This is a genomic window from Streptomyces sp. V3I8 (assembly GCF_030817535.1).
GTDB lineage: Bacteria > Actinomycetota > Actinomycetes > Streptomycetales > Streptomycetaceae > Streptomyces.
Genome location: NZ_JAUSZL010000002.1, coordinates 3826478 through 3849513 on the forward strand (window position 1 = coordinate 3826478; position 23036 = coordinate 3849513).

General features: G+C 73.1%; 20 protein-coding genes and 3 pseudogenes. 10 read left to right on the plus strand and 13 right to left on the minus strand.

The genetic code is table 11. From position 1 onward, the window contains the following. Positions 1-14 precede the first annotated feature (14 nt). Positions 15-1661, minus strand: a complete 1647-nt coding sequence (locus QFZ75_RS16730; RefSeq protein WP_307537793.1) for a FadD3 family acyl-CoA ligase — start codon at positions 1659-1661, stop codon at positions 15-17. Positions 1662-1754: 93 nt separating this feature from the next. On the opposite strand from QFZ75_RS16730, the gene QFZ75_RS16735 reads away from it, so the two are divergent. From QFZ75_RS16735 to QFZ75_RS16745, 3 genes are read left to right on the plus strand one after another with little or no spacing between them, the layout of a single operon-like run. After that, the gene (locus tag QFZ75_RS16735; RefSeq protein WP_307537795.1) at positions 1755-2918 is read left to right on the plus strand and encodes a lipid-transfer protein; all 1164 of its coding nucleotides are present in this window, start codon (positions 1755-1757) and stop codon (positions 2916-2918) included. 59 nt (positions 2919-2977) lie between these two features. Further along, the gene (locus tag QFZ75_RS16740) at positions 2978-3412 is read left to right on the plus strand and encodes a Zn-ribbon domain-containing OB-fold protein (RefSeq protein ID WP_307537797.1); all 435 of its coding nucleotides are present in this window, start codon (positions 2978-2980) and stop codon (positions 3410-3412) included. Beyond that, complete coding sequence (locus QFZ75_RS16745; protein ID WP_307537798.1) at positions 3409-4179, plus strand: enoyl-CoA hydratase/isomerase family protein; 771 nt, start codon at positions 3409-3411, stop codon at positions 4177-4179. The genes QFZ75_RS16740 and QFZ75_RS16745 overlap by 4 nt, the downstream gene beginning before the upstream one ends. Before the next feature lie 44 nt (positions 4180-4223). Here the strand turns inward: QFZ75_RS16745 and QFZ75_RS16750 are convergent. Both QFZ75_RS16750 and QFZ75_RS16755 read right to left on the minus strand, forming a co-directional pair. After that, positions 4224-5076, minus strand: a pseudogene (locus tag QFZ75_RS16750) (helix-turn-helix domain-containing protein). A gap of 16 nt (positions 5077-5092) precedes the next feature. Continuing rightward, positions 5093-5854, minus strand: coding sequence for a DUF6879 family protein (locus QFZ75_RS16755; protein ID WP_307537800.1), 762 nt, complete (start codon positions 5852-5854; stop codon positions 5093-5095). Positions 5855-6102: 248 nt separating this feature from the next. Between QFZ75_RS16755 and QFZ75_RS16760 the strand changes: the two genes are divergently transcribed. The 3 genes from QFZ75_RS16760 to QFZ75_RS16770 all read left to right on the plus strand — a co-directional run bounded on the left by QFZ75_RS16760 (position 6103) and on the right by QFZ75_RS16770 (position 8609). Then, complete coding sequence (locus tag QFZ75_RS16760; protein ID WP_307537802.1) at positions 6103-6603, plus strand: hypothetical protein; 501 nt, start codon at positions 6103-6105, stop codon at positions 6601-6603. A 74-nt stretch (positions 6604-6677) separates the two neighbouring features. Next, on the plus strand, positions 6678-7337 hold the full coding sequence (locus QFZ75_RS16765) for a bifunctional 2-polyprenyl-6-hydroxyphenol methylase/3-demethylubiquinol 3-O-methyltransferase UbiG (RefSeq protein ID WP_307537804.1): 660 nt from the start codon (positions 6678-6680) through the stop codon (positions 7335-7337). Between the two features lie 291 nt (positions 7338-7628). Continuing rightward, positions 7629-8609, plus strand: a complete 981-nt coding sequence (locus QFZ75_RS16770; protein WP_307537805.1) for a hypothetical protein — start codon at positions 7629-7631, stop codon at positions 8607-8609. Positions 8610-8863: 254 nt separating this feature from the next. Here QFZ75_RS16770 and QFZ75_RS16775 read toward each other — a convergent pair whose 3' ends face one another. From QFZ75_RS16775 to QFZ75_RS16785, 3 genes and pseudogenes are all read right to left on the minus strand, one after another. Further along, positions 8864-11248: a PQQ-binding-like beta-propeller repeat protein gene (locus QFZ75_RS16775; protein WP_307537806.1), complete on the minus strand. Its 2385-nt coding sequence runs from the start codon at positions 11246-11248 to the stop codon at positions 8864-8866. A 331-nt stretch (positions 11249-11579) separates the two neighbouring features. After that, positions 11580-12206: pseudogene (locus tag QFZ75_RS16780) on the minus strand (VOC family protein); the annotation flags it as partial. Positions 12207-13024: 818 nt separating this feature from the next. Then, a pseudogene (locus tag QFZ75_RS16785) lies at positions 13025-13151 on the minus strand (VOC family protein); the annotation flags it as partial. A gap of 136 nt (positions 13152-13287) precedes the next feature. Here QFZ75_RS16785 and QFZ75_RS16790 point away from each other — a divergent pair. After that, the gene (locus QFZ75_RS16790) at positions 13288-13923 is read left to right on the plus strand and encodes a TetR family transcriptional regulator (protein WP_307544549.1); all 636 of its coding nucleotides are present in this window, start codon (positions 13288-13290) and stop codon (positions 13921-13923) included. 131 nt (positions 13924-14054) lie between these two features. Here QFZ75_RS16790 and QFZ75_RS16795 read toward each other — a convergent pair whose 3' ends face one another. After that, positions 14055-14633, minus strand: coding sequence for a nitroreductase family deazaflavin-dependent oxidoreductase (locus QFZ75_RS16795; RefSeq protein WP_307537808.1), 579 nt, complete (start codon positions 14631-14633; stop codon positions 14055-14057). After that, entirely contained in the window at positions 14633-15814 is a 1182-nt protein-coding gene (locus tag QFZ75_RS16800; RefSeq protein ID WP_307537810.1) for an acyl-CoA dehydrogenase family protein, read from the minus strand. The genes QFZ75_RS16795 and QFZ75_RS16800 overlap by 1 nt, the downstream gene beginning before the upstream one ends. Positions 15815-15989: 175 nt before the next feature. Between QFZ75_RS16800 and QFZ75_RS16805 the strand changes: the two genes are divergently transcribed. Further along, the gene (locus tag QFZ75_RS16805) at positions 15990-17156 is read left to right on the plus strand and encodes an acetyl-CoA acetyltransferase (protein ID WP_307537812.1); all 1167 of its coding nucleotides are present in this window, start codon (positions 15990-15992) and stop codon (positions 17154-17156) included. Between the two features lie 121 nt (positions 17157-17277). Here QFZ75_RS16805 and QFZ75_RS16810 read toward each other — a convergent pair whose 3' ends face one another. Next, complete coding sequence (locus QFZ75_RS16810) at positions 17278-17802, minus strand: hypothetical protein (RefSeq protein WP_373465888.1); 525 nt, start codon at positions 17800-17802, stop codon at positions 17278-17280. Positions 17803-17987: 185 nt separating this feature from the next. Here QFZ75_RS16810 and QFZ75_RS16815 point away from each other — a divergent pair, with 185 nt between their 5' ends. After that, positions 17988-18740, plus strand: a complete 753-nt coding sequence (locus tag QFZ75_RS16815) for a pyridoxal 5'-phosphate synthase (RefSeq protein WP_307537814.1) — start codon at positions 17988-17990, stop codon at positions 18738-18740. Between the two features lie 42 nt (positions 18741-18782). On the opposite strand, the gene QFZ75_RS16820 is transcribed toward QFZ75_RS16815, so the two are convergent. From QFZ75_RS16820 to QFZ75_RS16830, 3 genes are all read right to left on the minus strand, one after another. Further along, on the minus strand, positions 18783-19385 hold the full coding sequence (locus QFZ75_RS16820) for a GNAT family N-acetyltransferase (RefSeq protein ID WP_307537816.1): 603 nt from the start codon (positions 19383-19385) through the stop codon (positions 18783-18785). Between the two features lie 72 nt (positions 19386-19457). Beyond that, positions 19458-19961: a Zn-ribbon domain-containing OB-fold protein gene (locus QFZ75_RS16825; RefSeq protein WP_307537818.1), complete on the minus strand. Its 504-nt coding sequence runs from the start codon at positions 19959-19961 to the stop codon at positions 19458-19460. Next, positions 19961-20410, minus strand: coding sequence for a DoxX family protein (locus QFZ75_RS16830; protein ID WP_307537820.1), 450 nt, complete (start codon positions 20408-20410; stop codon positions 19961-19963). Before QFZ75_RS16830 ends, QFZ75_RS16825 begins: the two co-directional genes overlap by 1 nt. 249 nt (positions 20411-20659) lie before the next feature. On the opposite strand from QFZ75_RS16830, the gene QFZ75_RS16835 reads away from it, so the two are divergent. Further along, the gene (locus tag QFZ75_RS16835; RefSeq protein ID WP_307537821.1) at positions 20660-21961 is read left to right on the plus strand and encodes an NAD(P)/FAD-dependent oxidoreductase; all 1302 of its coding nucleotides are present in this window, start codon (positions 20660-20662) and stop codon (positions 21959-21961) included. A 65-nt stretch (positions 21962-22026) separates the two neighbouring features. Here the strand turns inward: QFZ75_RS16835 and QFZ75_RS16840 are convergent, their stop codons facing one another. Then, positions 22027-22695 (minus strand): TetR/AcrR family transcriptional regulator, encoded by a 669-nt coding sequence (locus tag QFZ75_RS16840; RefSeq protein WP_307537823.1) that lies wholly within the window; start codon positions 22693-22695, stop codon positions 22027-22029. Positions 22696-23036 lie beyond the last annotated feature (341 nt).

The following is a 23036-nucleotide window of genomic DNA, read 5'->3' on the forward strand; positions in this document are numbered from 1 at the left end:
TCCCGGCGTGGTCCTCAACACCGCTCGCGCAGCTCGCCCTTGACGACCTTCCCGCTCGCGTTGCGCGGCAGCTCGCCGACGAACTCGACCGTTCTGGGCACCTTGTAGTTGGCCATCTCGCGGCGGGCCCAGGCGATCAGGCCGTCGCCGGTGAGGGGCGCGTCCGGCCGGCGTACGACGTAGGCCCGGCCCACCTCGCCGAGCCGCGCGTCCGGGACGCCGATCACCGCCACGTCCGCGACGTCCGGGTGGAGGCCGAGCAGTTGCTCTATCTCCGCCGGGTACGCGTTGAAGCCGCCGACGACGAACATGTCCTTGATGCGGTCGGTGATCCGCAGGTTGCCCGCCCCGTCCAGGACCCCGATGTCGCCCGTGCGGAGCCAGCCGTCCGCCGTGACGGCCTCGGCGGTGGCCGGGGCGTCCTCGTAGTAGCCGCGCATGACGTTGAAGCCGCGGACCAGGACCTCGCCCGGGACGCCGGCGGCAACCGCCGTGCCCTCGCCGTCCACCACCTTCACCTCGGTGCCGGGGATCGCCCGCCCCGACGTGGACGCGATCACGTCCGGCTCGTCGCCCCGGCGGCACATCGAGACGATCCCGCTCGCCTCGGAGAGGCCGTAGGCGGTGAGGACCGTGCCGACGCCCAGTTCCGTCCGCAGCCGTTCCACCAGGCGCAGCGGTACGACCGCGGCGCCGGTGACGACCAGGCGCAGGGCCGAGAGGTCGTAGGCGTCGCGGTGCGGGTGGTCCAGGAGGGACTGGTGGAGGGTGGGCGGGCCCGGGAGCACCGAGACGCGTTCCGAGGCCACGTTCGCCAGGACCGTGCCGACGTCGAACACGGGCTGCGGGATCATCGTCGCGCCCCGCATGAGGCAGGCGAGGACGCCGGCCTTGTAGCCGAAGGTGTGGAAGAAGGGGTTCACGACGAGGTAGCGGTCGCCCTCGCGCAGACCGGCCAGTTCGCACCACACGCCGTACGCCCGCAGGGTCTGCGCATGGGTGATCACGGCGCCCTTGGGCCGGCCCGTCGTGCCCGAGGTGAAGACGATGTCGCAGGGCGCGGCGGGGTCGAGTGCCGAGACCCGCGCCCGCACCTGCCGCGTGCCCGTCCCGTCCCCGCTCGCCAGGAAGTCCTTCCAGGTCGTCCAGGCTTTCCAGGTACGGGAGTCGGCGGAAGCGTCGGCGGGACCGTCGTCGGGGGCGTCGTCGGAGAGGACCACCACCTGCTCCAGGTGCGGGAGCCCCGGCAGGGGACCCGCGCCGGCCGGCCCCTCGGCGCAGGCGCGCCGCAGCGAGGCCACGTACGACGTACCGAGGAAGGTGCCCGTGACGAACAGCAGTTTCGCCCGGCTGCGGGACAGCACGTACGCCGCCTCCGCGCCCTTGAAGCGCGTGTTCAGCGGGACGAGGACCGCACCCGCCGACACCGCGCCGAGCGAGGACACGATCCAGTCGAGGGTGTTGGGCGCCCAGACGCCCACGCGGTCGCCCGCTTCCACGCCGTTCGCGAGGCAGGCCGCCGCCGCGCGTTCGACCCGGGCGCCCAGCTCCGCGTACGTGATCCGGGTGCGGCCCTCGACGACCGCCTCCACGTCCGCGTACCGCTCGGCCGCCGCCCGTACGAGTCCCGGGATCGTGCCCCACTCCAAGTCACCGCGCACAGCGGGCCTCCCCACCACTAGCTGACTACCCGTCAGATTAGCGGTAGCCTGACGGACTGTCAGCATTCACGGACCGGAGGCGGAGGCGTGCCCATGGCAGGCACAGGGGCGGCAGGGCTCAAGGACGCCACCGCCGTCGTCGGGATCGGGCAGACGGCCTTCGCCAAGCACCTCCACGAGAGCGAGCGGACGCTGGCCTGCCGGGCGGTCCTCGCCGCCCTCGACGACGCGGGGATCTCCCCGGCCGAGGTCGACGCGCTCGCCTCCTACACCATGGAGGAGACCGACGAGGTGGAGGTCGCCAAGGCCGTCGGGCTCGGCGACCTCACCTTCTTCTCCAAGGTCGGCTTCGGGGGCGGCGGTTCGTGCGCCACCGTCGCGCACCTGGCGGGCGCGGTGGCCACCGGGCAGGCGACGGTCGGAGTCGCCTGGCGGTCCCGGAAGCGCGGCAGCGGACCACGCCCGTGGCGGAACACGGCGGTCCAGCTCCCCACCCCGGCGCAGTGGACGCGCCCCTTCGGCCTCCTGCGCCCCGCCGACGAGATAGCCATGCTCACCCGCCGCTACCTGCACACGTACGGGGCGACCCGCGACCACCTCTTCAACGTCGCGCTCGCCTGCCGCAACCGGGCCAACCAGAACCCGGCGGCGATGATGTACGAGCGCCCGCTGACCCGGGACATGTACATGACCTCCCGCTGGATCAGTGAGCCGCTCTGCCTCTTCGACAACTGCCTGGAGACGGACGGGGCGCTGGCGTGCGTCGTCGTCTCCGCCGAGCGGGCCCGCGACTGCCGGCACCGGCCCGTGTACGTCCACTCGGCCGCCCAGGGCCTGCCCGCCCAGCACCACGGGATGGTCAACTACTGGAACGACGACCCGCTCACCGGCCCCGCCTGGACGGCGGCCCGCCACCTGTGGAAGCACGCCGACCTCACCCCGCAGGACGTGGACGTCGCGCAGATCTACGACGCGTTCACCGCCCTCGTCCCGCTCTCCCTGGAGGGGTACGGCTTCTGTGGGCGGGGCGAGGGCGGCGCCTTCACGGAAGGGGGCGCCCTGGAGACCGGCGGGCGGCTGCCGCTGAACACGGGCGGCGGGGGGCTCTCGGAGGCGTACGTCCACGGCTTCAACCTCATCACCGAGGGCGTGAAGCAGCTCCGGGGAACCAGCACCGCGCAGGTGCCGGGCGCCGCGACCTGCCTGGTCACGGCGGGCGAAGGCGTCCCGACGTCGGCCCTGCTCCTGCGGAACTGACGGCGCCGGCGCCGGCGCCGGGGAGCGATCCGGCGAGCCCGACCGAGAAGGGGACCCACATGCTCACACCTGTCGTGGACGACGACGGCGCCCCGTTCTGGGAGTACGCCGCCCGGGGCGAACTGCGCGTCCAGGCCTGCGCCGGGGCCGGCTGCGGCGAACTGCGCTTCCCGCCCCGCCCCTGCTGCCCGCGCTGCCACTCCTTCGACAGCGAGTGGCGCGCGATGAGCGGCAGGGGACGCATCTGGTCGTACGTGGTCCCGCACCCCCCGCTCCTGCCGGACTACGCGGCGCAGGCCCCGTACAACGTGGTCGTCGTCGAGCTGGCGGAGGCCCCGCACATCCGGCTGGTGGGGAACGTGGTCAGCGGCCCGGACGCGCCGCTCGACTCGGTCCCGGGGGACCGGCTCCGGATCGGCGCGCGGGTCCACGTGGTCTTCGGGGAGGGCGGGGCCGGGGTCCGGCTGCCGCGCTGGATGCTGGAGCGGCCATGACCCTGCGGATCACCACGGACGAGGACACGGGCGTGGCGGTGGTCACGCTGGACCGGCCGGAGCGCCTGAACGCCATCGACCTGCCCACGGCCGCCCGGCTCACGGCCACCTGGAACGGGTTCCGGCACGACGACTCCGTACGCGCGATCGTCCTGACCGGTGCGGGCGGGCGGGCCTTCTCGACGGGGCTCGACCGGGACGCCGAGGTACCGCAGCCCGCCTCGCCCTACATGCTGGACGACCCGCTGGTCGCGGTCGGGCCGAAGGCGGCGGGCCTGTGGAAGCCGGTGATCGCGGCGGTGAACGGCATGGCGTGCGGCGGAGCCTTCTACCTGCTCGGCGAGGCGGACTTCGTGATCGCCGACGAGACGGCCACCTTCTTCGACCCGCACACGACGTACGGCATGGTCAGCGCGTACGAGTCGGTGTACCTGGCGCAGCGGACGCCGTTCGGCGAGGTGGCCCGCATGGCCCTGATGGGCACGGCCGAACGGGTCTCCGCGCGGCGGGCGTACGAGGTGGGGCTGGTGTCGGAGGTGACGGCGCGGGGGGAATCGGTGGAAGCGGCGGTCCGCTGCGCGACGGTCATCGCGTCCTGCCCGCCCACAGCCGTACAGGGCACGGTCCGCGCCCTCTGGTCGGCCCAGGAGGCCACCCGCTCGGCAGCCCTGTCCCAGGCCCCGCACCTCGTCGCACTCGGCAACCTGCCGTCCCCGGAACAGGCGAAACTGTTCGGCGCCCGCCACACGGAGTTCCGGACCCGCTGACCCGACCGGCCCGGTCCGCGCCGACGCACCGAGCCGCGTCGGCCTCAGTCCCGGTCCAGCGCCTGTCGCGCCGCGTGGACGAGCCGGTGTGCTCCGGTGCCGTACACGGCGGATTCCCGGAGTGTTCCCCAGGTTCGCAGGTATGTGTCCATGCTGTTCTCGTCGTCGATCCACAACTCCGCGTGCCAGTTCTCGACGATCACCTGGCGCTCGTCGTAGATCCAGAAAGCGGTGGCCGGGGGAATTTTGAGCGGGGCGGACAGCGGGATGATCCCCAGGTCGACCGAGGGAAGACCGATGGCACCGGCGAGGCGGTCGAGTTGAGCCGCGAGCACCGGGGGCGGGCAGATCCGGGCATGCAGAGCCGCCTCCCACATGATGATGTGGAAGCGCTTCGTCGAGTCGTACAGCGCATCCTGCCGTTTCATGCGCGAGGCCACGGCCTCCTCGATGTCGCGTGGGGACCGCTGCAGCTCCGTGAACCGGGTGAAGACCGCCCGTGCGTAGTCGGGTGTCTGCAGGATGCCGACGACCATGGCGCCCTGCCAGACGTGAAAAGTGCGGGTCCTGGCGTGTTCCGCGTTACGGGCGTCCTGCACGGGCTTGTGTCCTGCGGCGAGCTGACGTCGCCAGGAGCGGATATGGGACTCGAAACCCCGCAGCCTGGACAGCAGTTCGTCGTACGTCTCCGGTCGGCCGGTTCCCTCCGCCCAGTTGCGCAGATCATCGGGCGTAGGCGTCGTCCGGCCGTTCTCGAGCTTGCTGACCTTCGATTTGTGCCATCCACACCTGTCGGCGAGGTGTGTACCGGTGAGCCTGCCCACCAGGGGCCGTCAGCCGTAGTTCCCGGAGGCGTATCCCGAGGGCCTCACGCGCCTTCTGGTAGTCCGTACTCACTGATACACACCTGCTTCTACTGTTTCTCCGCTGCCAGGCCGGCCACGAACTCCTCGTACGGAACGGCATGATGCACGGCCGCGTCCCGCACCTGGGAGTACCGGACCACTTCGGCGGGCTCCGTGATGAGTTCGACGTCCACCAGATTGTCGGCGTCGTCGAAGCCGAGCAATGCGACCATCCGCGAGTCGAAGATCCAGAAGTCTTCGACGGGCAGGTTCAGGCGATCGGCGTCCGCACGTCGGAGGTTCATGATCGTCTCACCGACGGCGGTGTTGCGCCGTGCGTTGCCCAGCAGGTACAGCTGCCCTGTCGTAGGCGGGTCGTCCACGACGCGGACACGCTCGATCCGCTTGCCGAGTCCGGTCTGTACGCGACGGTTGGCACACCATTCCGAGTCCGTGTCGTCCCAGTCGACAGGCTCGCCGCGGGTGAACCGGGCGTAAGTCTCCGTGGCTTCGTCGGAGGCGTAACGCCGACGCGCCTCCAACCGCCAGGCCGTGTGCTCGAACTGTGTGAACAACCGGCTCAGGCCGTCCAGGCGCACGAACCTCGCTTTCCGCCGTTTCGGCCCCTTGGGCACCCAGTCCATCAGGAGCTCCCTCGGCACGACGATCGGCACCTCGCCCTCACCCAGGTGCTGGAGTCGGGCGACATCCTCGGGGTCCGTGAGCGGCGGACCGTGCACGACGAGCTCTCCGGAGTCAAGGTCTTCATGTACCGACGGGCATCCGTCGTCGCCCGATCCGGTGCCGTTGAAACGCAGTCGTCGCGCCATGAGCAGTTCCTCTCGTCCAGGACCGATGCGGAGAGCATTTCCCTGCCTGTACGCGATCCGTCCTGTTCGACAGGCCGGTGTCGGGAACCTCGAGCAACTTCCCTTCACCGTCGAGCAACTTCGAGGAACCTCCCTCGCCCTGGACAACTGCCGCTTCCTACAGTCGCTGCCACGGATCCGGCAGCCTGCCGCCCCGTCCTGGAAGAGATCTCGGACCCGGCACGACCCCCTCCTCGAAGGAGTACGTCATGACAGCCACCCTCGACCGGCCCGCAAGCATCCGCACACGCGACCCGAAGGAACTGCTCAACGCCGTCCAGCCGTGCGTGCGGCACCTGACGGTCAACGTGCTGGACAGCGGTATGACCCTGTGGGACCGCGAGGTCGCCCTGCTGCTGCGCGATCACACGATGGTCCGCGACATGGCCGAACGCATCCTCGGCAACGCTGTCATGTACACCATCGGCTGCATGGAACACCCTGAGGTCCACCTCGGAGTCGGCAAGCTCGTCGACATCGGTGTCCACCAACTGATCCTCGACACACCCGTGTGGTGGGCGCTCTGTGACGCGTACAACGAAGGGCGCTACAAACACCACGCCCCGTTCGTCGAGCGGCGCGGCGACGGGCTGTGCCTGCGCACCGCGGACTTCCTGCGGTCCATCGGGTTCGACATCGACGTGGAGCTGTGGGCGATCGACGGCGCGGACTGCTCGCCGTGCGACAACAAGGTCCCCGACAGTCACTGAACCGTCCCGGCGGGCCTCTTGTCCTCGGGAGGTCGAGGACAAGAGGCCCGCCCCCGCCGGAAGGAACCGCCCCTGTGCCCGCACACCACGACATCGCCGCCGAGACCGAGCTGTGGGACGCCTACGCGGCCTCCGCCTTCAAGGAGGACGCGGAGCCCGGCTTCTGCTGGACCCAGTACGCCGGTCACGGGCCCGGGCCCGAACTGCTCGGCGACGCCCCGCGTTCCGTGCTGGAGATCGGCTGCGGCACGGGGCGGGCCCTCGCGCACCTCGCTCGGCGCGGTGTCACCGCCCGCGGGGTGGACCTGTCTCCCGTCATGGTCGCGAAGGCCTCCGCGAAGTGGGCCGGCACCGGGGCGGAGTTCGTGTGCGCCGAGGTTCTGGAGTACCTGGGAGCGGATGAGCAGACGTACGACGCCGTCTGTTCGATGTTCGGGGCCGTCTGGTTCACCGATCCGGGCCGCCTCCTCCCGCTCGTCCGACGGCGGTTGCGGCCGGGCGGCGTCCTCGTCTTCTCGCAGCCGCCGGCCATCCCGGGCGCGTACGGGCCGCAGGGCATGTACAAGGGCGGCTTCGCGGGCAAGGCGATGTTCACCTACCGCTACAGCTACCGTCCGGCGGTGTGGGAACGGCTGCTCACCCGGGCCGGTTTCGCCACGGCCGACGCGCGGGTCCTGGACGCGCCGCACCCCGGGCACATCGGGACACTCCTCGTCCGCGCGGTCGCCCCATGACCCGCCCATGACCCACCCTGTGCCCCGGTATGTGCCCAGCTCGGCACCGGGACACGGGATTCCGTGCCCCGGTGGTGCGCGACGTCTTTTAAATCCCTGAGGGAAAGAACCAACCCCGCCAAACCCCGCCGCAGGAGCCTGAGTTGCGGTGCCACTCGTTCGGGTGAGGAGGGCGTCAGGTGACCGGGTCGGTGGGGTACGGTCGCCGCAAACAACCACAGACAAGTCGGCCCCCGGCGAGACTCCACTCTCGACGAGGGCCTGACCAACCAAGAAGACGAGACCTTCCCGATGGCTGATCCGCAGTCTAACGCTGCCCTGCCCGCGCACCAGTTGCCCGAGCCGCCCACGCCACCCGTGCCTCTCGCGCTCCCTCCGGATGCGCCGCGCGCCGGGGTCCTGCACGTGCGGCACCGGCACACCGAGCGGTACACGGTCGTCGGCAACCACCTCGCCCGGCATCCCCGCCTGTCGGCCGCGGCGATCGGTGTCGGTGTGTACATCCAGTCCCTCCCCGACGGCGCCTCCGTCACGATCAAGGCGCTGACGCTGCGCTTCCTGGAGGGCGAGGTGACGATCAGCAGGGCGTTGCGGGAACTGGAGCGGGAGGGGTATCTCGTCCGGCGCCGGGTGCCGCTCGGGGGCGGACGGATCGCCACGCGGACGGTGTTCCACGAGTGCCCCGGCGGCTCCGACACCCTCTCCGGCTCCGTCCCGGCGCGCGTGCCGCGTCCGGAGTCCTCGCGCCCCGTGCATGTGCCGCAGGCCGATACCGCACGCACGCCTTCCGAACGGCGGATTTTCCCGCCCCCGACCCCGGATGCGCCCCGGGCCCCGGATCCCCCGGACGCGGTTTCCGCCGCGCTTGCCGAACCCGCGCCCGGCGGTCCAGCAGCCGACCTGTTGGCCGGGCTCCGGCTCGTCGACTCGCGGCTCCTGCTGTCCGAGCGGGACGTACGGCGACTGGTTCCGTCGGTCGAGGACTGGTTCGCGCGCTCGGCGACGGCCGCGCAGATCGTCCGTACCCTCACCGCGGGTCTCCCGCCCGCTTCCACCCCCGTCCACCACCCGGGCCGCCTCCTGGAACACCGCCTCGGAGCGCTGCTGCCGCCTCCGCTGCCCGTCCGTACGGCCACGCCACCCGAGGGGCCGCCCGTCGGGCGCCCGGCGCCCATGACGAACTGCGACGGCTGCGACCGCGGCTTCCGGTCGCACGACCCCAGGGCCCGGTGCGCGGACTGTCGGGCCGATCGGCTCCGGTCGGCCGCCTGAGCTCTCGCGTGGCGGTCGTCACGCCACCGGTCCGGTGGACTTCCGGCGTTCGCGGACGCGATGACCACGCCGGGCTCGCCGTCGCACCGGATGTCCGGGGGACGTTCGTCGGGTACGTCGCGGAACAGGCAGGCTGAGCCGGCGTGGCCGTGCGACAGGTGGCGCGGCTGATCGCGTTCCGCCTGTCCCGCTCACGTCCCCTGCGCCCCCGGCCCGGAAACGGTCCGTCGGCCTCCGGACAGGCCGCGCCCCGTTCAGGAGCGGGCCGTGCCCGTTCCCTTCTCCGCGTCCAGCGCGTACACGCAGCGGTCCTTGCTGCACGCGTACACCACTCCGTCCTTGACGACCGGGGGGCCGGTGATCTCGCCGCCGGTGGCGAGCTTCCAGCGCAGGCGGCCGTCGTCGGCCTTCAGGGTGTACAGGAGGTGGTCCGTCGAGCCGAAGTGGATCCGGCCCTCCGCGACCGTCGGCGCCCCCACCAGGTCGCCGCCCGCCTGGAAGCGCCACTTCGGTGTGCCGGTGACCGCGTCCAGTGTGTAGAGGCCCTTGCCGCTGCCCACGTGGACGTGCCCGGCCGAGACGAGGACAGGGTCGATGGACGAGCGGGCCTCGGTCGCGATGCGCCAGCGGTCGCGGCCGTCGGTGGCGTCGAGGGCGTACACCGTGCCGAGGTAGTCGGCGAGGTACACCCCGCCGCCCGTGACGGCCGGTCCCGGCACGAAGGCCGGCGGGCTGAGGAAGACGGCGGGCGCCTCGAAGTGCCAGCGGACGTGCCCGCCGGCGATGTCGACGGCGAGGACACGCGTCCCGGCCGACACGTACACGTATCCGTCGTCGGCGTGGGTGACCCGGACAGGTACGCCGCCGCAGGAGGCCGCGTCGCCGATGGGGTACGACCAGCGCTCCTCACCCGTACGGGCCTCCAGGGCGCGCAGCCGGGCGTCCTTCCAGACGTAGACCGTGCCGTCGTGGACGGCCGGTCCCGCCTCGGGCGACTCGAAGTCGGTCTGGGTGCCGGTGATCTCCCAGAGCTTCTGCCCGTTGGCGGCCTCCCAGGCCTGTACGCCGCCGCCGCGGGTGCCGGTGACGACCGTGCCGCGGTCGGCCTTGAGCGAGTACACCCACGCGTCGGTCGGCAGCCGCCACAGGTCGGTGCCCGTGCGCGCGTCCAGGGCGAAGAGGGTCGGCCCGTCGGAGGCGTGCACGCGGCCGTCGGCGACCGCCATCGACCAGGCGACGTCGCGCGTCTTGAAGCGGCGCCGGCCGGTGGCGACGTCCAGCGCGTGCACCTCGAAGGAGGTGACGTAGACCAGGTCGCCGGCGACGGCGGGCGTCCCCCACACATCGTTCGACATGCGGAAACGCCATGGCCGCCAGGACGCACCGCCGTCCGGCCCGGCGGCGGGCGCCGGTACGGGGACGGGGCCGGGCCCCGCCGAGTCGGCGCCGTTCACACCGGGGCGCGGCCGGGACCAGGAGGCCGCGAGCCCGGCCTCCGGGGGAGGCGCCTGCACGGCCGCGGCGCGGGCGTCGGCGACGCGCGGCCCGGGCCCGATCGGCACCTGGGCGCCGGCCAGACGCACGGGACCGGTGTCGGGCGCGCCGCCGTGCCGGCCGGCTCCCGCGCCGACCGGCACGGCGGGCCTGGGGGGCACGGGCGGGTCGTGGGGCGGCGGGGGCGGCACCACGGCCACCCCGCGGCCGCCGCTGCGGCCGGGGCCGGACGGCGGCTTCGGCGTCGGACGCCCGCCGCGCCGGGTCTCTATCAGGCTGACGGCCCGTTCGGGCAGCCACGCCGACGCCGTACCGCTGTCGTCGGAGCCGGAGTTGAAGAGGTGGGGTGCCAGCTGGGCCTGGAGGTCGGCCGGGTTGGGGCGGGCCGTCGCGTCCATCTGCATACAGGACTCGATCAGCGGACGCAGCTCGTCCGGCAGGCCTTCGAGGTTCGGGCCCTCCCTGAGCAGCATGAAGACGGTCTCGACGGGATTGGCGCCGTGATAGGGCGCGTGCCCGGTGGCGGCGAAGACGAGCATCGAGGCGAGCGAGAAGACATCGCTCGCGCCGGTGACGCTGCGGGAGTCCTTCGCCTGCTCGGGTGACATGTAGGCGGGGGTGCCGACGGCGACGTTCGTCATCGTCAGACGCGTGTTCGACACGCCGGAGGCGATACCGAAGTCGATGACGCGCGGCCCGTCCTCCACGACGAGGACGTTCGACGGCTTCAGGTCGCGGTGGACGAGGCCCGCGCCGTGGATGGACTGCAGCGCCTCGGCGACCCCGGCCGCGAGCCAGCGCACCGCCTGGGCCGGCAGCGGCCCGCACTCGGTCACTATCTCCTCGAGGGAGGGCGCGGGCACGTAGGCGGTGGCCAGCCAGGGCACGGCCGCGCGCGCGTCGGCGTCGACCACGGCCGCCGTGTAGAAGCCGGACACGGCGCGGGCCGCCTCGACCTCGCGCGAGAAGCGGACGCGGAACAGCTGGTCCTCGGCGAGCTCGGTCCTGACGGTCTTGATCGCCACCCGCCGGCCCGAGGCCGAGCGCGCGAGATAGACCAGCCCCATGCCGCCGGCGCCCAGCCGTCCCAGCACCTCGAACGGCCCGATCCGCCGCGGATCGTGCTGTGTCAGCTGATCCACCACTTGCCTGCCACCTCCCCGTACGCGGCCGCGCTTCCAGCCACCGCTCCAGCCATCGCCCCTGCCGCAGCTCCGGCCACTGCGCAGCGTCTCACCACCGAACCGCTCCGGCGGCACGCACCCCGATTCTTCCTGGCCGGGGCTCCGGTGGCGAACCCGGGACCGAATCGGGATGTCTCCCGCCATTCTCGGGCAAAAAGACCGGCCGTTCCTTGCTTTCCAGCGTAGGCCGGGACCTTTTCGCCGCCTTTCGCAGCATGTCGTACGGGTTTCAGTGCTGAGCTGCGCCCGTCGCGGCCGTCGAGAAACCTGAAATTCCGTGCCGGGGCACGGCTCAGGCCGTGCCCCGGCGCTGGATCAGCGCGAAGGACGCCCCCTGATTGTCACTGACGACGGCCACGCGGCCGTACGACGTGTCGAAGGGCGGCGCCTGGACGCGGCCGCCGAGCCGTGTCACCGCCGCGAGCGCGGCCTCGCAGTCCCGCACGCCGAAATGCACGAGGAAGTGGGGCGGCATCTCGGGCGGGAAGACGTCGGTGACGGGGGCGCGGCCGAATTCGCGGGTGACGCCGGGCCCGAAGAGGGCGTCGCGGAAGAGGCCGGGGTAGAAGGCGTCGGCGGCCGCCGTGTCGCGGGCGTACAGCTCGACCCAGCCGAAGGTGCCCGGGGTGAAGGCGCCCGGCTCGCGCCGGTCGCCGAAACCGGGGTGCGTACCGGCCTGCCAGAGCCCGAAGACCGCGCCCTCGGGGTCGGCGGCGAGGGCGCTGGTCCCGTACGGGCCCACCGGCACGGGTGCCGTGACGATCTGGCCGCCTCCTTCGCGGATGCGGTCGCTCAGGTCGCGGGCGTCCGGGGTGGCGAAGTGGACCGTCCACACGGTGGGCATCCGCCCGTCCCGCTTCGGCACGAGGGCGGCGACGGGCTCGCCGTCGAGACACGCCCACGCGGCCCCGCGATACGCCCCTGCGTCCCGCTCCCCGCCTCGGTCCCGGTCCCGCTCCCCGCCTCCGTCCCCGTCCCCGTCCCCGTCCCGCCACCGGCTCGCGTCCTGCGGCCGGCTCCCGCCCGCCTGCCGGCTCCCGCCCGGCCGCAGGTTCTCGCCCGGCCGCAGGTTCTCACCCTGCGGCCGGCCTCCGGCCGGGTTCCTGCCTCCGGCCCGCGGCCCGCTGTCGGCTTGGTGCCCGCCTTGGGTCCCGAGTCCCTCATCGGGCCGCCGGCCACCCTCGGCCCGAAGCCTGGCTTCGGCCTGCGGCCCGCTGTCGGCTTGGTGCCCACCTTCGGCCTGCGGTCCGCCTTCGTTTTGCGGCCGGCCTCCGGCCGGGTGTCCGCCTTCGGCCCGCGGCCCGCTGTCGGCTTGGTGCCCGCCTTGGGTCCCGAGTCCCTCATCGGGCCGCCGGCCACCCTCGGCCCGAAGCCTGGCTTCGGCCTGCGGTCCGCCGTCGGCCCGGTGATCGCCCTGGGCCAGCCGGCCGTCGCCGGGCCGCAGGCCGTCGTCGGCCCGGTGCCGGCCCTCGGCCTGCGGTCCGCCCTCGGCCGCAGGCCCGTCCTGGGCCCGCGGCCCGTTTCCGGCCTGCGGTCCGCTTTCGGCTCGATGCCCGCTCCTGGAGGGATCCGCAGGGGCGGTGGCACCCGCCGCCGGGTCCGTGGGACCGGCGGGGCCAGTGGGGTCGCCAGGATCCGTAAGGCCGGTCGGAGCCGCTCCGCCGACGGGGTCGTTCGAGGCCGCGGGGTCACTCCGGGGCGCAGGGCCGTTCGGGGTCGCGGGGGCGTTCGGGGGTGCGGGGGCGAAGGTCCAGCCGAAGAGTTCGGCGTAGAAGCGCTTGCCCGCCTCCACGTCCGGCAGCTGGGCGTCGATCCAGCAGGGGACGCCCTCGGCGAACGCGGCAGAGCCTTCAGATCCAGCCATGCGGCCAAGTTAACGGCGTTCCACACATCCCGCAGGGCGGGCGGCGGCCCCGCCCCCGAGGCCGCGCACCCCATTTGCAGTCGGCCGAATAGCGCTCCGATCACCCCTCGGTAAGCTGACCGGCATGACAGGACAAGTGCGTACCGTCGACGGCCGTGTGGCCGGTCGGCGCGGGCAGGCGACGCGGCAGAAGCTGCTCGACTGCCTCAGCGAGATGCTCAGCTCCTCGCCCTACCGCGACGTCAAAGTCATCGACGTCGCACGGAAAGCGGGCACTTCACCGGCGACCTTCTACCAGTACTTCCCGGACGTCGAGGGCGCCGTCCTGGAGATCGCCGAGCAAATGGCGGCGGAGGGGGCCGGGTTGACCGAGCTCCTCGCCGGGCGCTCCTGGGTCGGCAAGGCGGGCTGGCAGACCGCGCAGGAACTCGTGGACGGGTTCCTCGAGTTCTGGCGCAAAAACGATGCCATCCTGCGGGTCGTCGACCTGGGCGCCGCCGAGGGCGACAAACGCTTCTACAAGATCCGTATGAAGATCCTGAACTCCGTGAACAACTCCCTCACGGACACGGTCAAGGAGCTCCAGGCGAAGGGCAGGGTCGACAAGGACGTCAACCCGGCCGCGATGGCCGGTTCCCTGGTGGCGATGCTCGCGGCGGTGGCTTCGCACCAGAAGGGCTTCCAGACGTGGGGCGTCAAGCAGGCCGAACTGAGGCCCAACCTGGCCCAGTTGGTCTACCTGGGCGTGACGGGCAAGAAGCCGACGAAATAGCCCTCGCGCACGTTTCCCGGTACACGTCCTGTCACACAGGCGGCAGTCCACCCCGGTGGACTGCCGCCTGTCGCATCCCCGGTCCCGCCCCGCCCCGGGCCCGCTCCCGCGCGTCCGTCATCTCCGTACGATCATCTCCGTACGATCCGGAAGACGCGGATCTCCCGGTCCACCCGCGCCTGGTAGGCCGCGTACGGCGGCCAGAACTCCAGCAGCGCCGCCCATGCCGCGTCCCGCTCCGCACCGCGCAGGAGCCGGGCGGTCACCGGGACGTCCCGGCCCTTCCAGTTGATCCGCGCCTCGGGCTGGGCGAGCAGGTTGCCGGTCCAGGCCGGGTGGTCCGTGCGTCCGAAGTTGGACCCGACGAGGAGCCAGCTCCCGGGCGCTCCGCCGCCGTCACGCCCCTCCGGCATGCAGGCGAGCGGCGTACGGCGCGGCAGCCCGCTCCTCGCGCCCCGCGCCGTGAGGACGACACCGGGCAGCAGCTGGGCGCTGAGCAGCACCTTCCCGCGGCTCAGCCGGTGCACGGCACGGTCGAGCGCGGGCACGACATGCGGTGCGACCTTCGCGAAACCGCGCGTCGAGGACACCTTCTGGACCAGCCGCACCCCGGGGGACCAGGAGCGGCCCGCCCCGGAGGACGATTCGGGACCCGGGGACGAAGGTGGGGGCGGGGGCGAGGACGGGAGCGGGGGCGGGGGCGGGGGCATCAGACCGTCACCTCCCCGCCGTCGAACAGCCGCGCTTCCCGCGCCGCGTACGCGCGCAGCCGGTGCACCGGACCGAAGAGGAGTTCGTCGCCGGCCGCCCGCTTGAAGTACAGGTGCGCCTCGTGCTCCCAGGTGAACCCGATCCCGCCGTGCAGCTGGACGGCCTCGGAGGCGGTGGTGCGCAGCGCCTCCAGGGCCTGTGCGAGGGCGAGCCCACCGGTCCTCTCGTGGCCCCGGACGGTCGCCCAGGCCGCGTAGTAGGCGGCCGAGCGGGCGCCCTGCACCTGTACGTACAGGTCGGCCAGCCGGTGCTGCACCGCCTGGAACGACCCGATCGCCCGCCCGAACTGCTCGCGCTGCTTCACGTACTCCACGGTCCGCCCGAGTACGCGGTCCGCGGCGCCGACCGCCTCCGCCGCGAGGACGGTCGCGGCGGAGTCGCCCACGGCGGCGAGGACCGCGGCGACGTCGGCGTCCTCGTCGTCGCCCAGCAATTGCGCTGCCACGTCGCGGAGTTGGACGCGGCCCTGCGAGCGGGTCCCGTCGAGGGTGGTCAGCCGTGCGCGGATGGCCCCCTCACCGACGAGGAAGAAGAGGGTGCGCGGCCGGGCGAAGCCCCCGGTGCGCGCGGCGACGAGCAGCAGGTCCGCGTGGTGTCCGTCGAGCACCTGGTCGACCTGCCCGTACAGCCGCCACCCGCCGTCGGCCTGCCGCGCCTGTACGCCGCCCGCGCGCCCGCCGCCCGCCCAGTCACCGTGGTTGCCGCCGGTCAGGCCGAGGGCGGTGGTCAGGGCCGCACCCGGTACGGCGAGGGCGGCGGTGAGTTCGCCGGAGGCGATACGGGGCAGCAGTGCGGCGTGCTGGGCCGGGGTGCCGAGCGCCAGGACGAGGGGCGCGCACAGAACGGCCGTGGCGAGCAGTGGCGAGGGGGCGAGGGAGCGGCCCAGTTCCTCGGCGGCGAGGGCGAGTTCGGTCGTCGTGCAGCCCACTCCCCCGTACGCCTCGGGGAGGGCGAGTCCGGGCAGGCCGAGCTGCTGGGCGAGGGATTCCCAGAGGGCGGGGTCGTAGCCGTCCGCGGTCCCCGTGGCGGCCCTGACGTCCTCCGGGCCGCAGCGTTTGAGGAGCAGTTCGCGCAGGGTACGGCGGATCTCGTCCTGTTCCGCGGTGAAGGTGGCGTCCATCGGCGGGCTCCTCCCCGGGCCGGGCGGGTGTCCGGCGGCCGGTTCCCTGCGAGCGGTCGCCCGGCCCCCGGACCCCTGATCTGACGGGTCGTCATATTAGAGCGGCGACCGGCGGATGCACAGGGTCGTGACGTCCACTGCGGTCCTCTCAGGATCTGATGTACCGTCAGATGTCATGACCCCGGCTCCGATCGTGACGTCAGGACGGCGGCGGGTCGCCGTCGTCGGAGTGGCCCTCGCCGACTGCGGGCGCCTGGACGAGGTGACGCCGTACGCGCTGCACGCCCAGGCCGCGCGCCGGGCCCTGGCGGACTCGGGACTCGACCGGTCGGTGATCGACGGCGTCGCCTCGGCGGGCCTCGGCACGCTGGCCCCGGCCGAGGTGGCGGAGTACCTGGGGCTGCGTCCGACCTGGGTCGACTCGACGTCCGTCGGCGGATCGACGTGGGAGGTCATGGCGGCGCACGCGGCCGACGCGATCGCCGCCGGGCACGCGGAGGTGGTCCTGCTGGTGTACGGGTCCACCGCCCGGGCGGACGTCAGGGCGGGCCGCCGTACGGGGAACCTGTCGTTCGGGGCGCGCGGGCCGGCGCAGTTCGAGGTGCCGTACGGGCACTCGCTGATCGCCAAGTACGCGATGGCGGCGCGCCGTCACATGCACGAGTACGGGACCACGCTCGAACAGTTGGCGACGGTGGCGGTGCGCGCGCGGGCCGCCGCCGCGCTGAACCCGGAGGCGATGTTCCAGGAGCCGGTGACGGTCGACGACGTGCTGTCGGGGCCGATGATCGCGGACCCCTTCACCAAACTGCAGTGCTGCCTGCGGTCCGACGGCGGGGCGGCGGTGCTGCTGGCGGCGGAGCCGTACGTACGGGACTGCCGTGCGGCCCCCGTCTGGGTGCTCGGCACCGGTGAGCACGTCTCGCACACGACGATGTCCGAGTGGCCGGACTTCACGGTGTCGCCGGCGGCGGTGAGCGGGCCGCTCGCGTTCTCCCGGGCGGGGGTGGGGCCGCGGGAGATGGACCTGGCGCTGGTCTACGACGCGTTCACGTACATGACGCTCGTGACGCTGGAGGACCTCGGGTTCTGCGGGAAGGGGGAGGGGGGCGCGTTCGTGGTGGAGGCGGAGCTGCCGGTGAACACGGACGGGGGCGGGCTGTCGGGGCAGCATCCGGGGATGCGGGGGCTTTTCCTGCTGGTGGAGGCGGTGCGGCAGCTGCGCGGGGAGGCGGGCACGCGCCAGGTACACCGCCGCGGCGGGCGCCTGCCGGAACTGGCGGTGGCGTCGGGGACGGGGGGATGGTTCTGCTCCTCGGGGACGGTGGTGCTGGGGCGGTAGCCCCGGAGGGCGGTGGCCCCGGGAGGCGGCAGCCCCGGAGGGCGGTGGCGGGCTTTCGTCTGCGGGGCCGTGGGGGCTTGTCGCGCAGTTCCCCGCGCCCTGACGGGGCCCTGGCCGTCAGTCAGACGCCCAGCGTCAGCGGGGCGTGCCGCGTCGGTGTGATCCGTACCGGCACCACGGTCAGACCCCGCTCCGTCCCGCCTCCTGCGAACACCACGAGCCGCAGCACCAGGAACCGTCCGACCCCCGCGGCCCCGGACGCCCCGAGGTACACGGCCTGGTCGGCCAGCGCCGAGGGCGACGCCTGCACCGCGTGCAGAACGAGCACCGCCAGAGAGGTCATCGCGTAGGCCACCGCGGCGGAACCGGCCGACTGCCAGTGCCGCCGCCACCCCGCCCGTCCCCCGGTCCCGAAGGTGAACATCGCGTGCAACTCCGTGCACAGCAGCGTCGACACGACGGTGATCACCGCGTTCGCCACCACGAACGGCATCGACCCCGCCAGCAGCGCCACCGCCCCGCTGGACAGCACCCCCACCCCGCCGCCGCACACCACGAACCGTACGAAGGAGCCGAACGGCCCGGGCACGGCCCCACCGGCCGCCGCCGTCTCCATCTCCGGCTCCGCCGCACGCTGCGACCTCATGGGAACGTCCTTCCGGGTGAGGGGCGCTGAACCCCTGCGATCAACTGGGTTCAACAATGCCGTCGTCCGCCCGCGCCCACGAGAGAGTCCGCACCCGGATCCATGGTGGTGCCAGCACTACCCCCGTCCTGCGCCACACCCCCGCCCGGCGGTGTTCCGCCCGGTCGGCGCGTGACAATCGGGGCATGAACGCCGACACCCCCGCTCCGTCCACCGAGTTCGCGCGGCTGCTGCGGTCCCAGCGCGTCTGGGACACCGAGCTGCCGGACTTCGCCCCGGACGCCGCCCCCACGGACCCGCTCCCCCTCTTCGAGCAGTGGTTCGCCCGGGCCGTGGCCGCCGGCCAGACCGAACCGCACACGATGTCGCTGGCCACGGCCGACGCCGAGGGCCGGCCCGACGTACGGACCGTGATGCTGCACGGCGCCGACGCCGACGGCTGGCACTTCGCCTCGCACGCGGGCAGCCGCAAGGGCCGCCACCTGTCGTCCCGCCCGTACGCCGCCCTCGGCTTCTACTGGCCCGTCCAGGGCCGTCAGGTCCGGGTCCACGGCCCTGTGACGCTCGGCCCGCCCGAGGTCGCGCTGGCCGACCTGCACGCACGCTCGACCGGCGCGCTCGCCTCCGCGCTGGTGGGCCGGCAGAGCGAAGTGCTGGACTCGTACGAGGAGTTGGAGCGCGCCTCGGACGCGGCGTGGGACCGCGCCCGGCGGGAACCGGACGCGCCGGCGCCGTCGTGGACGGTGTACGTCCTGGACCCGGACGAGGTGGAGTTCTTCCAGGGCGACGCACGCCGACGGCACGTACGCCTCACCTACCGACGGACCGACGGCGCGGCCGACGAGGTGGCCGATGGCGGGCCCGATGGCGGAACCGATGGCGGGCCAGACGGCCTGCGCACCCCGCGCACCTGGCGCAAGGAGTTGCTGTGGCCCTGAGCGGTGCGGTCTCCTGAGGGGCCGCTGCCGGGGCCCCCGGCGCTACGGCACCGACAGCCCTGCGTCCGTGGCCAGCCGCCCGTGCAGGTGCACATCCCGGAAGGCGTCCGCGCGGCCCGCCTCGAACATCGCCCCGCGCAGCGTCCCCTCGTACAGGAATCCGCACCTCTCGGCGACCCGGCAGGACGCCTCGTGTCCGAGGGCGTGGCCCAGTTCCAGCCGGTGCAGGCCGAGTTCGCCGAAGGCCCAGCGCGAGGCGAGGTCGAGCGCGCGCGTGGCGACCTGACGGCCGCGCGCGTCCGGAAGCACCCAGTAGCCGACCCGGGCGACCCGCATGACGTGGTCGATGTCGTTGACGCCGATGTGCCCGAGCGGTACGCCGTCCGTCGCATCGGTGACGCAGAAGGAGGCGCCCACCGCCTCCTCGGCCGCCTTGGCCCGCACGCGCAGCGACTCCTGTGCGTCGGCGAGGTCCGTCATCGCCCTGAGCGGCGTGTTCCACCGCTGGAACTCCGGGTCGGCGTACCCCCGCAGCCACGCCTGGACGTCCCCCTCGCTGTCCGCGTCCCAGGGCCGGAGCCACAGTCCGTGGCCGTGGATCTCGGGGAGCGGGAGGGAGCCGGAGGACTCGTACGGGTCGGTCATGCAGCCATTGAACAATGACCGCCGGAACGCCGGGCTGCCGGGCTACGAGGATTTCGGCTACGGGGAGTTCGGCTACGGGGAGGCCGGGCCACGAGAGGCCGGCCTGAACACCGGGACCACGACGCCCCCCGCGGCACCCTCAGCGTCCTCCACGTCCTTCGCGTCCTTCGCGTCCTTCGCGTTCTCCGCGTTCTCCGCGTCCTCCGCGCCCTGCGCACGGAAGGCCACCTCCAGCGCCATCCCCGCCCGCAGCTCCTCCTCCCCGCGGTCCACCACCTCCGTCATCATCCGCGGCCCCTCTTCGAGGTCGACGACGGCGGCGACGTACGGCGTGCGGGTCCCGAAGGGCGGCAGGTCGTTGCGGTGGACGACGGACCAGGTGTAGAGCGTGGCGCGGCCGCTCGCCCGCTCCCAGGTCACCGCCTCGCTCCAGCAGTGCGGACAGAACTCGCGAGGGTAGTGGTGGGCCCGCCCGCACGCGCCGCACCGGCGCAGCAGCAGACGGCCGCCGGCGGCCGCGTCCCAGTACGGCCGGGTGAAGGCGTCGATCTCCGGTACGTCGAAGCGGGCCGCCATCAGAAGAGTCCCAGCGCGCTGTCCAGGGACCACGTCTGCCAGGACATGCCGAAGAGGGCCACCAGGGAGATCAGCGCCATCATCGCGTTCTGCCCCTGCTCGGCCCAGTCGTGGATCATCAGCACGAAGTAGAGGAGGTTGAGCAGCAGGCCGCCGGCCAGGGCGACCGGGGTCAGGAAGCCCGCCACGAGACCGAGCCCGAGGGCGAGTTCCGCGTACACGACGACGTACGCCATCGTGCGCGGCCGGGGCGCGACCACCGCGTCGAAGCCGCTGCGCACCGCGTGCCACCGGTGCTTCGCGGCGACGTCGGCCGCCCACGCGATCCCGGTGCCCCGCTCGAACCAGCCCTTCCTGTCCTTGTGCCGCCAGCTCTCCAGCCACCAGAGCCCGAGACCGACGCGCAGCACGGCGACCCATTCGGCCCCGGTGAGCCAGATCGCGTCCATGCCCCACGCCCTTCCCGCGAACGGATCGAGTGACCGCGCATCTGACGGTACGTCAGTTCTACGCACCGGGCGCGGGGTGCGCAAGATGCCTACGCCACCCCTTCCCGGCGCGGGCACCCGCCCGGGCGGCGCTGCGCGTGTGAGCTACGACACGGAGTCCATACGCCCCTCCCGCAGCCGTGATCGATTCGCAACCGATTCCGGGCTTGACCGAGACCCATCAAAGTACGACATGCATACGCTCGGCACATGGCCGACTCTTCCGACCCGACGCCCCAGACCTCCGCGCAGGCATCCCCACCGGCGTCCCCGCCAGCACCCGGGCAGACGTCCGAGCAGACGTCCGGGCGGACGTCCGCGCAGGTGTCCGCACGGACATCCGCACCGCAGCAGGACCGGCCCGTGTACGTCATCGGGGGCGGGCCGGGCGGTCTCGCGGTGGCGTATGCGTTGCGCGCGCGGGGCGTACGGGCCGTCGTGCTCGAGAGGTCCGACCGGGTCGGGGCGTCCTGGCGGCGGCACTACGACCGGCTGCGGCTGCACACCACCCGGCGCCTGTCCGCGCTGCCGGGCCTCGCGATGCCGCGCTCGTTCGGGCGGTGGGTGGCACGCGACGACGTGGTGCGCTACCTGGAGAAGTACGCCGAGCACCACGGGCTGGAGATCGTCACGGGGGTCGAGGTCTCGCGCGTGGAGCCCTCCGCCGACGGCACCGGCTGGCTGCTGCACGCCACCGGCGGCCGTGAGCTGACCGGCAGCGCGGTGGTCGTCGCCACCGGCCACAACCACACGCCGTACGTGCCCGGGTGGTCCGGCCTCGACGCGTACACCGGCGAGTTCCTGCACGCCGGCGAGTACCGCAACCCGGCCCCGTACGCCGGCAAGGACGTCCTCGTGGTCGGCGTGGGCAACACCGGCGCCGAGATCGCCGTGGACCTCGTCGAGGGCGGCGCCTCGCGCGTACGCCTCTCCGTGCGGACCGCGCCGCACATCGTGCGCCGGTCGACGGCCGGGTGGGCGGCCCAGTACACCGGGGTGCTCTGCCGGCGGCTGCCGCGCGCGCTGGTGGACCGGATGGCGCGGCCGCTGGCGAAGCTCAGCGTTCCGGACCTCTCCGCGCAGGGGCTGCCGCGGCCCGACACCGGGCTGTACTCGCGGGTGAACGAGGGAGCCATCCCCGTGCAGGACGTCGGTCTCATCGACGCCGTCCGCAAGGGCCGGGTCGAGGTCGTGTCCGCGGTCGAGGGCTTCGAGGACGGCAAGGTCGTCCTCGCGAACGGCGACCGCGTCGGCCCGGACGCGGTGATCGCCGCGACCGGCTACCGGCGCGCCCTGGAGGGTGTCGTCGGCCATCTGGACGTGCTCGACGGACGCGGGCGCCCGGTCGTGCACGGTGCCCGCACACCGAAGAACGCCCCCGGCCTCTACTTCACCGGCTTCACGAACCCGATCAGCGGCATGCTCCGCGAACTGGCCATCGACGCCGAGAAGATAGCGAAGGCGGTCGCGCGCGACGCCGGACGGCGCAACCCGTCCCGCCTCGCGCACTGACGGCGTCTCCCGCCCACACCCACACTCCCACCCCACCCACAGCAGTCCCCCTTCGCCCCTCCTGCCTACTCGCCCTCCGCCTGCCCGTCCGTGAGGTGCGCGAGCGCGGTGACGACCCGTTCCGCGATGCCCGGCGGCCAGGGGAACGAAGGGGAGACCGCCCGCTGGTGGGCGAGCCCGTGCAGGCCGAGCCAGAGCGCGACCGCGTCGGCGGGCACGTCGGTGCTGACGGCGCAGCCGGCCGTGACGCAGTCCTGGAGGGCTTCGGCGAGCCGCCGCAGGCTCGCGTCGCCGAGCGTGCCGAGGTCCTGCGCCGTCACGGAACTCGCGTCCGGGTCGGGCGTCCAGAGCCCTCCGAACATCGTGCGGTAGCGCCCGGGGTGGGCCTCGGCATAGTCCAGGTAGCCCCGGCACAGGGCGGTGAGCCGGGCGCGGGGCGCGTCGCCGGCGGCGTCCACGGCCGCGCCCAACCGCCCGTCCAGCTCGGCGAAGGCGTTGCGCACCACGGCCAGCATGATGGCGGGCTGGTCGGGGAAGTGGCGGTAGATCGAGGGGGCGGCGATGCCCACCTTGCGGGCGACGGAGCGCAGGGTGATGGCGCTCTCGTCGCCGGTCTCGTCGAGCAGTTCGACCGCCGCGTCCACGATCTCCTCGCGCAGCCGAGCGCCCTCCCCGCGGCGGTTCCGCACGCGGGCGGGTCTCGCGACCGAGGTCGCCGAAGTGTCGTCTCCCATACAAGTGACCTTACAGCGGAAAACTTATGGGCGTTCGCCTTACGGCCCCGAACTCCGGCCGGCACCGGACTCCGGCCAGCACCGGACCCCGCGGACCCCGCGGCCCCCGCGGACCCCGCGGCCCCCACGGAGTCGCGGAGTCACGGAGTCACGGACCCCGCGGAGTCACGGAGTCGCGGAGTCGCGCACCGTCGCCGGCAAGGCCGCCGTCGTCCCCGAGGCGCGGTATCCGGCGGCGGCCCGTGCGACCGACCGGCCGTGACCCCCACGACATCTTTGCCCGCAGAACCGTTCCTGACAGTGCGTCAGTTCAGTAACCTGACAGTTCGTCAGTTATTGGC

What these genes read in the sequence shown, in the direction of transcription:
- QFZ75_RS16735 (WP_307537795.1), top strand. Translation starts at nt 1,755, where the DNA reads ATGGCAGGCACAGGGGCGGCAGGGCTCAAGGACGCCACCGCCGTCGTC.
- QFZ75_RS16740 (WP_307537797.1), top strand. Translation starts at nt 2,978, where the DNA reads ATGCTCACACCTGTCGTGGACGACGACGGCGCCCCGTTCTGGGAGTAC.
- QFZ75_RS16745 (WP_307537798.1), top strand. Translation starts at nt 3,409, where the DNA reads ATGACCCTGCGGATCACCACGGACGAGGACACGGGCGTGGCGGTGGTC.
- QFZ75_RS16755 (WP_307537800.1), bottom strand. Translation starts at nt 5,854, where the DNA reads ATGGCGCGACGACTGCGTTTCAACGGCACCGGATCGGGCGACGACGGA.
- QFZ75_RS16760 (WP_307537802.1), top strand. Translation starts at nt 6,103, where the DNA reads ATGACAGCCACCCTCGACCGGCCCGCAAGCATCCGCACACGCGACCCG.
- QFZ75_RS16770 (WP_307537805.1), top strand. Translation starts at nt 7,629, where the DNA reads ATGGCTGATCCGCAGTCTAACGCTGCCCTGCCCGCGCACCAGTTGCCC.
- QFZ75_RS16795 (WP_307537808.1), bottom strand. Translation starts at nt 14,633, where the DNA reads ATGCCCCCGCCCCCGCCCCCGCTCCCGTCCTCGCCCCCGCCCCCACCT.
- QFZ75_RS16800 (WP_307537810.1), bottom strand. Translation starts at nt 15,814, where the DNA reads ATGGACGCCACCTTCACCGCGGAACAGGACGAGATCCGCCGTACCCTG.
- QFZ75_RS16805 (WP_307537812.1), top strand. Translation starts at nt 15,990, where the DNA reads ATGACCCCGGCTCCGATCGTGACGTCAGGACGGCGGCGGGTCGCCGTC.
- QFZ75_RS16810 (WP_373465888.1), bottom strand. Translation starts at nt 17,802, where the DNA reads ATGAGGTCGCAGCGTGCGGCGGAGCCGGAGATGGAGACGGCGGCGGCC.
- QFZ75_RS16815 (WP_307537814.1), top strand. Translation starts at nt 17,988, where the DNA reads ATGAACGCCGACACCCCCGCTCCGTCCACCGAGTTCGCGCGGCTGCTG.
- QFZ75_RS16820 (WP_307537816.1), bottom strand. Translation starts at nt 19,385, where the DNA reads ATGACCGACCCGTACGAGTCCTCCGGCTCCCTCCCGCTCCCCGAGATC.
- QFZ75_RS16825 (WP_307537818.1), bottom strand. Translation starts at nt 19,961, where the DNA reads ATGGCGGCCCGCTTCGACGTACCGGAGATCGACGCCTTCACCCGGCCG.
- QFZ75_RS16830 (WP_307537820.1), bottom strand. Translation starts at nt 20,410, where the DNA reads ATGGACGCGATCTGGCTCACCGGGGCCGAATGGGTCGCCGTGCTGCGC.
- QFZ75_RS16835 (WP_307537821.1), top strand. Translation starts at nt 20,660, where the DNA reads ATGGCCGACTCTTCCGACCCGACGCCCCAGACCTCCGCGCAGGCATCC.
- QFZ75_RS16840 (WP_307537823.1), bottom strand. Translation starts at nt 22,695, where the DNA reads ATGGGAGACGACACTTCGGCGACCTCGGTCGCGAGACCCGCCCGCGTG.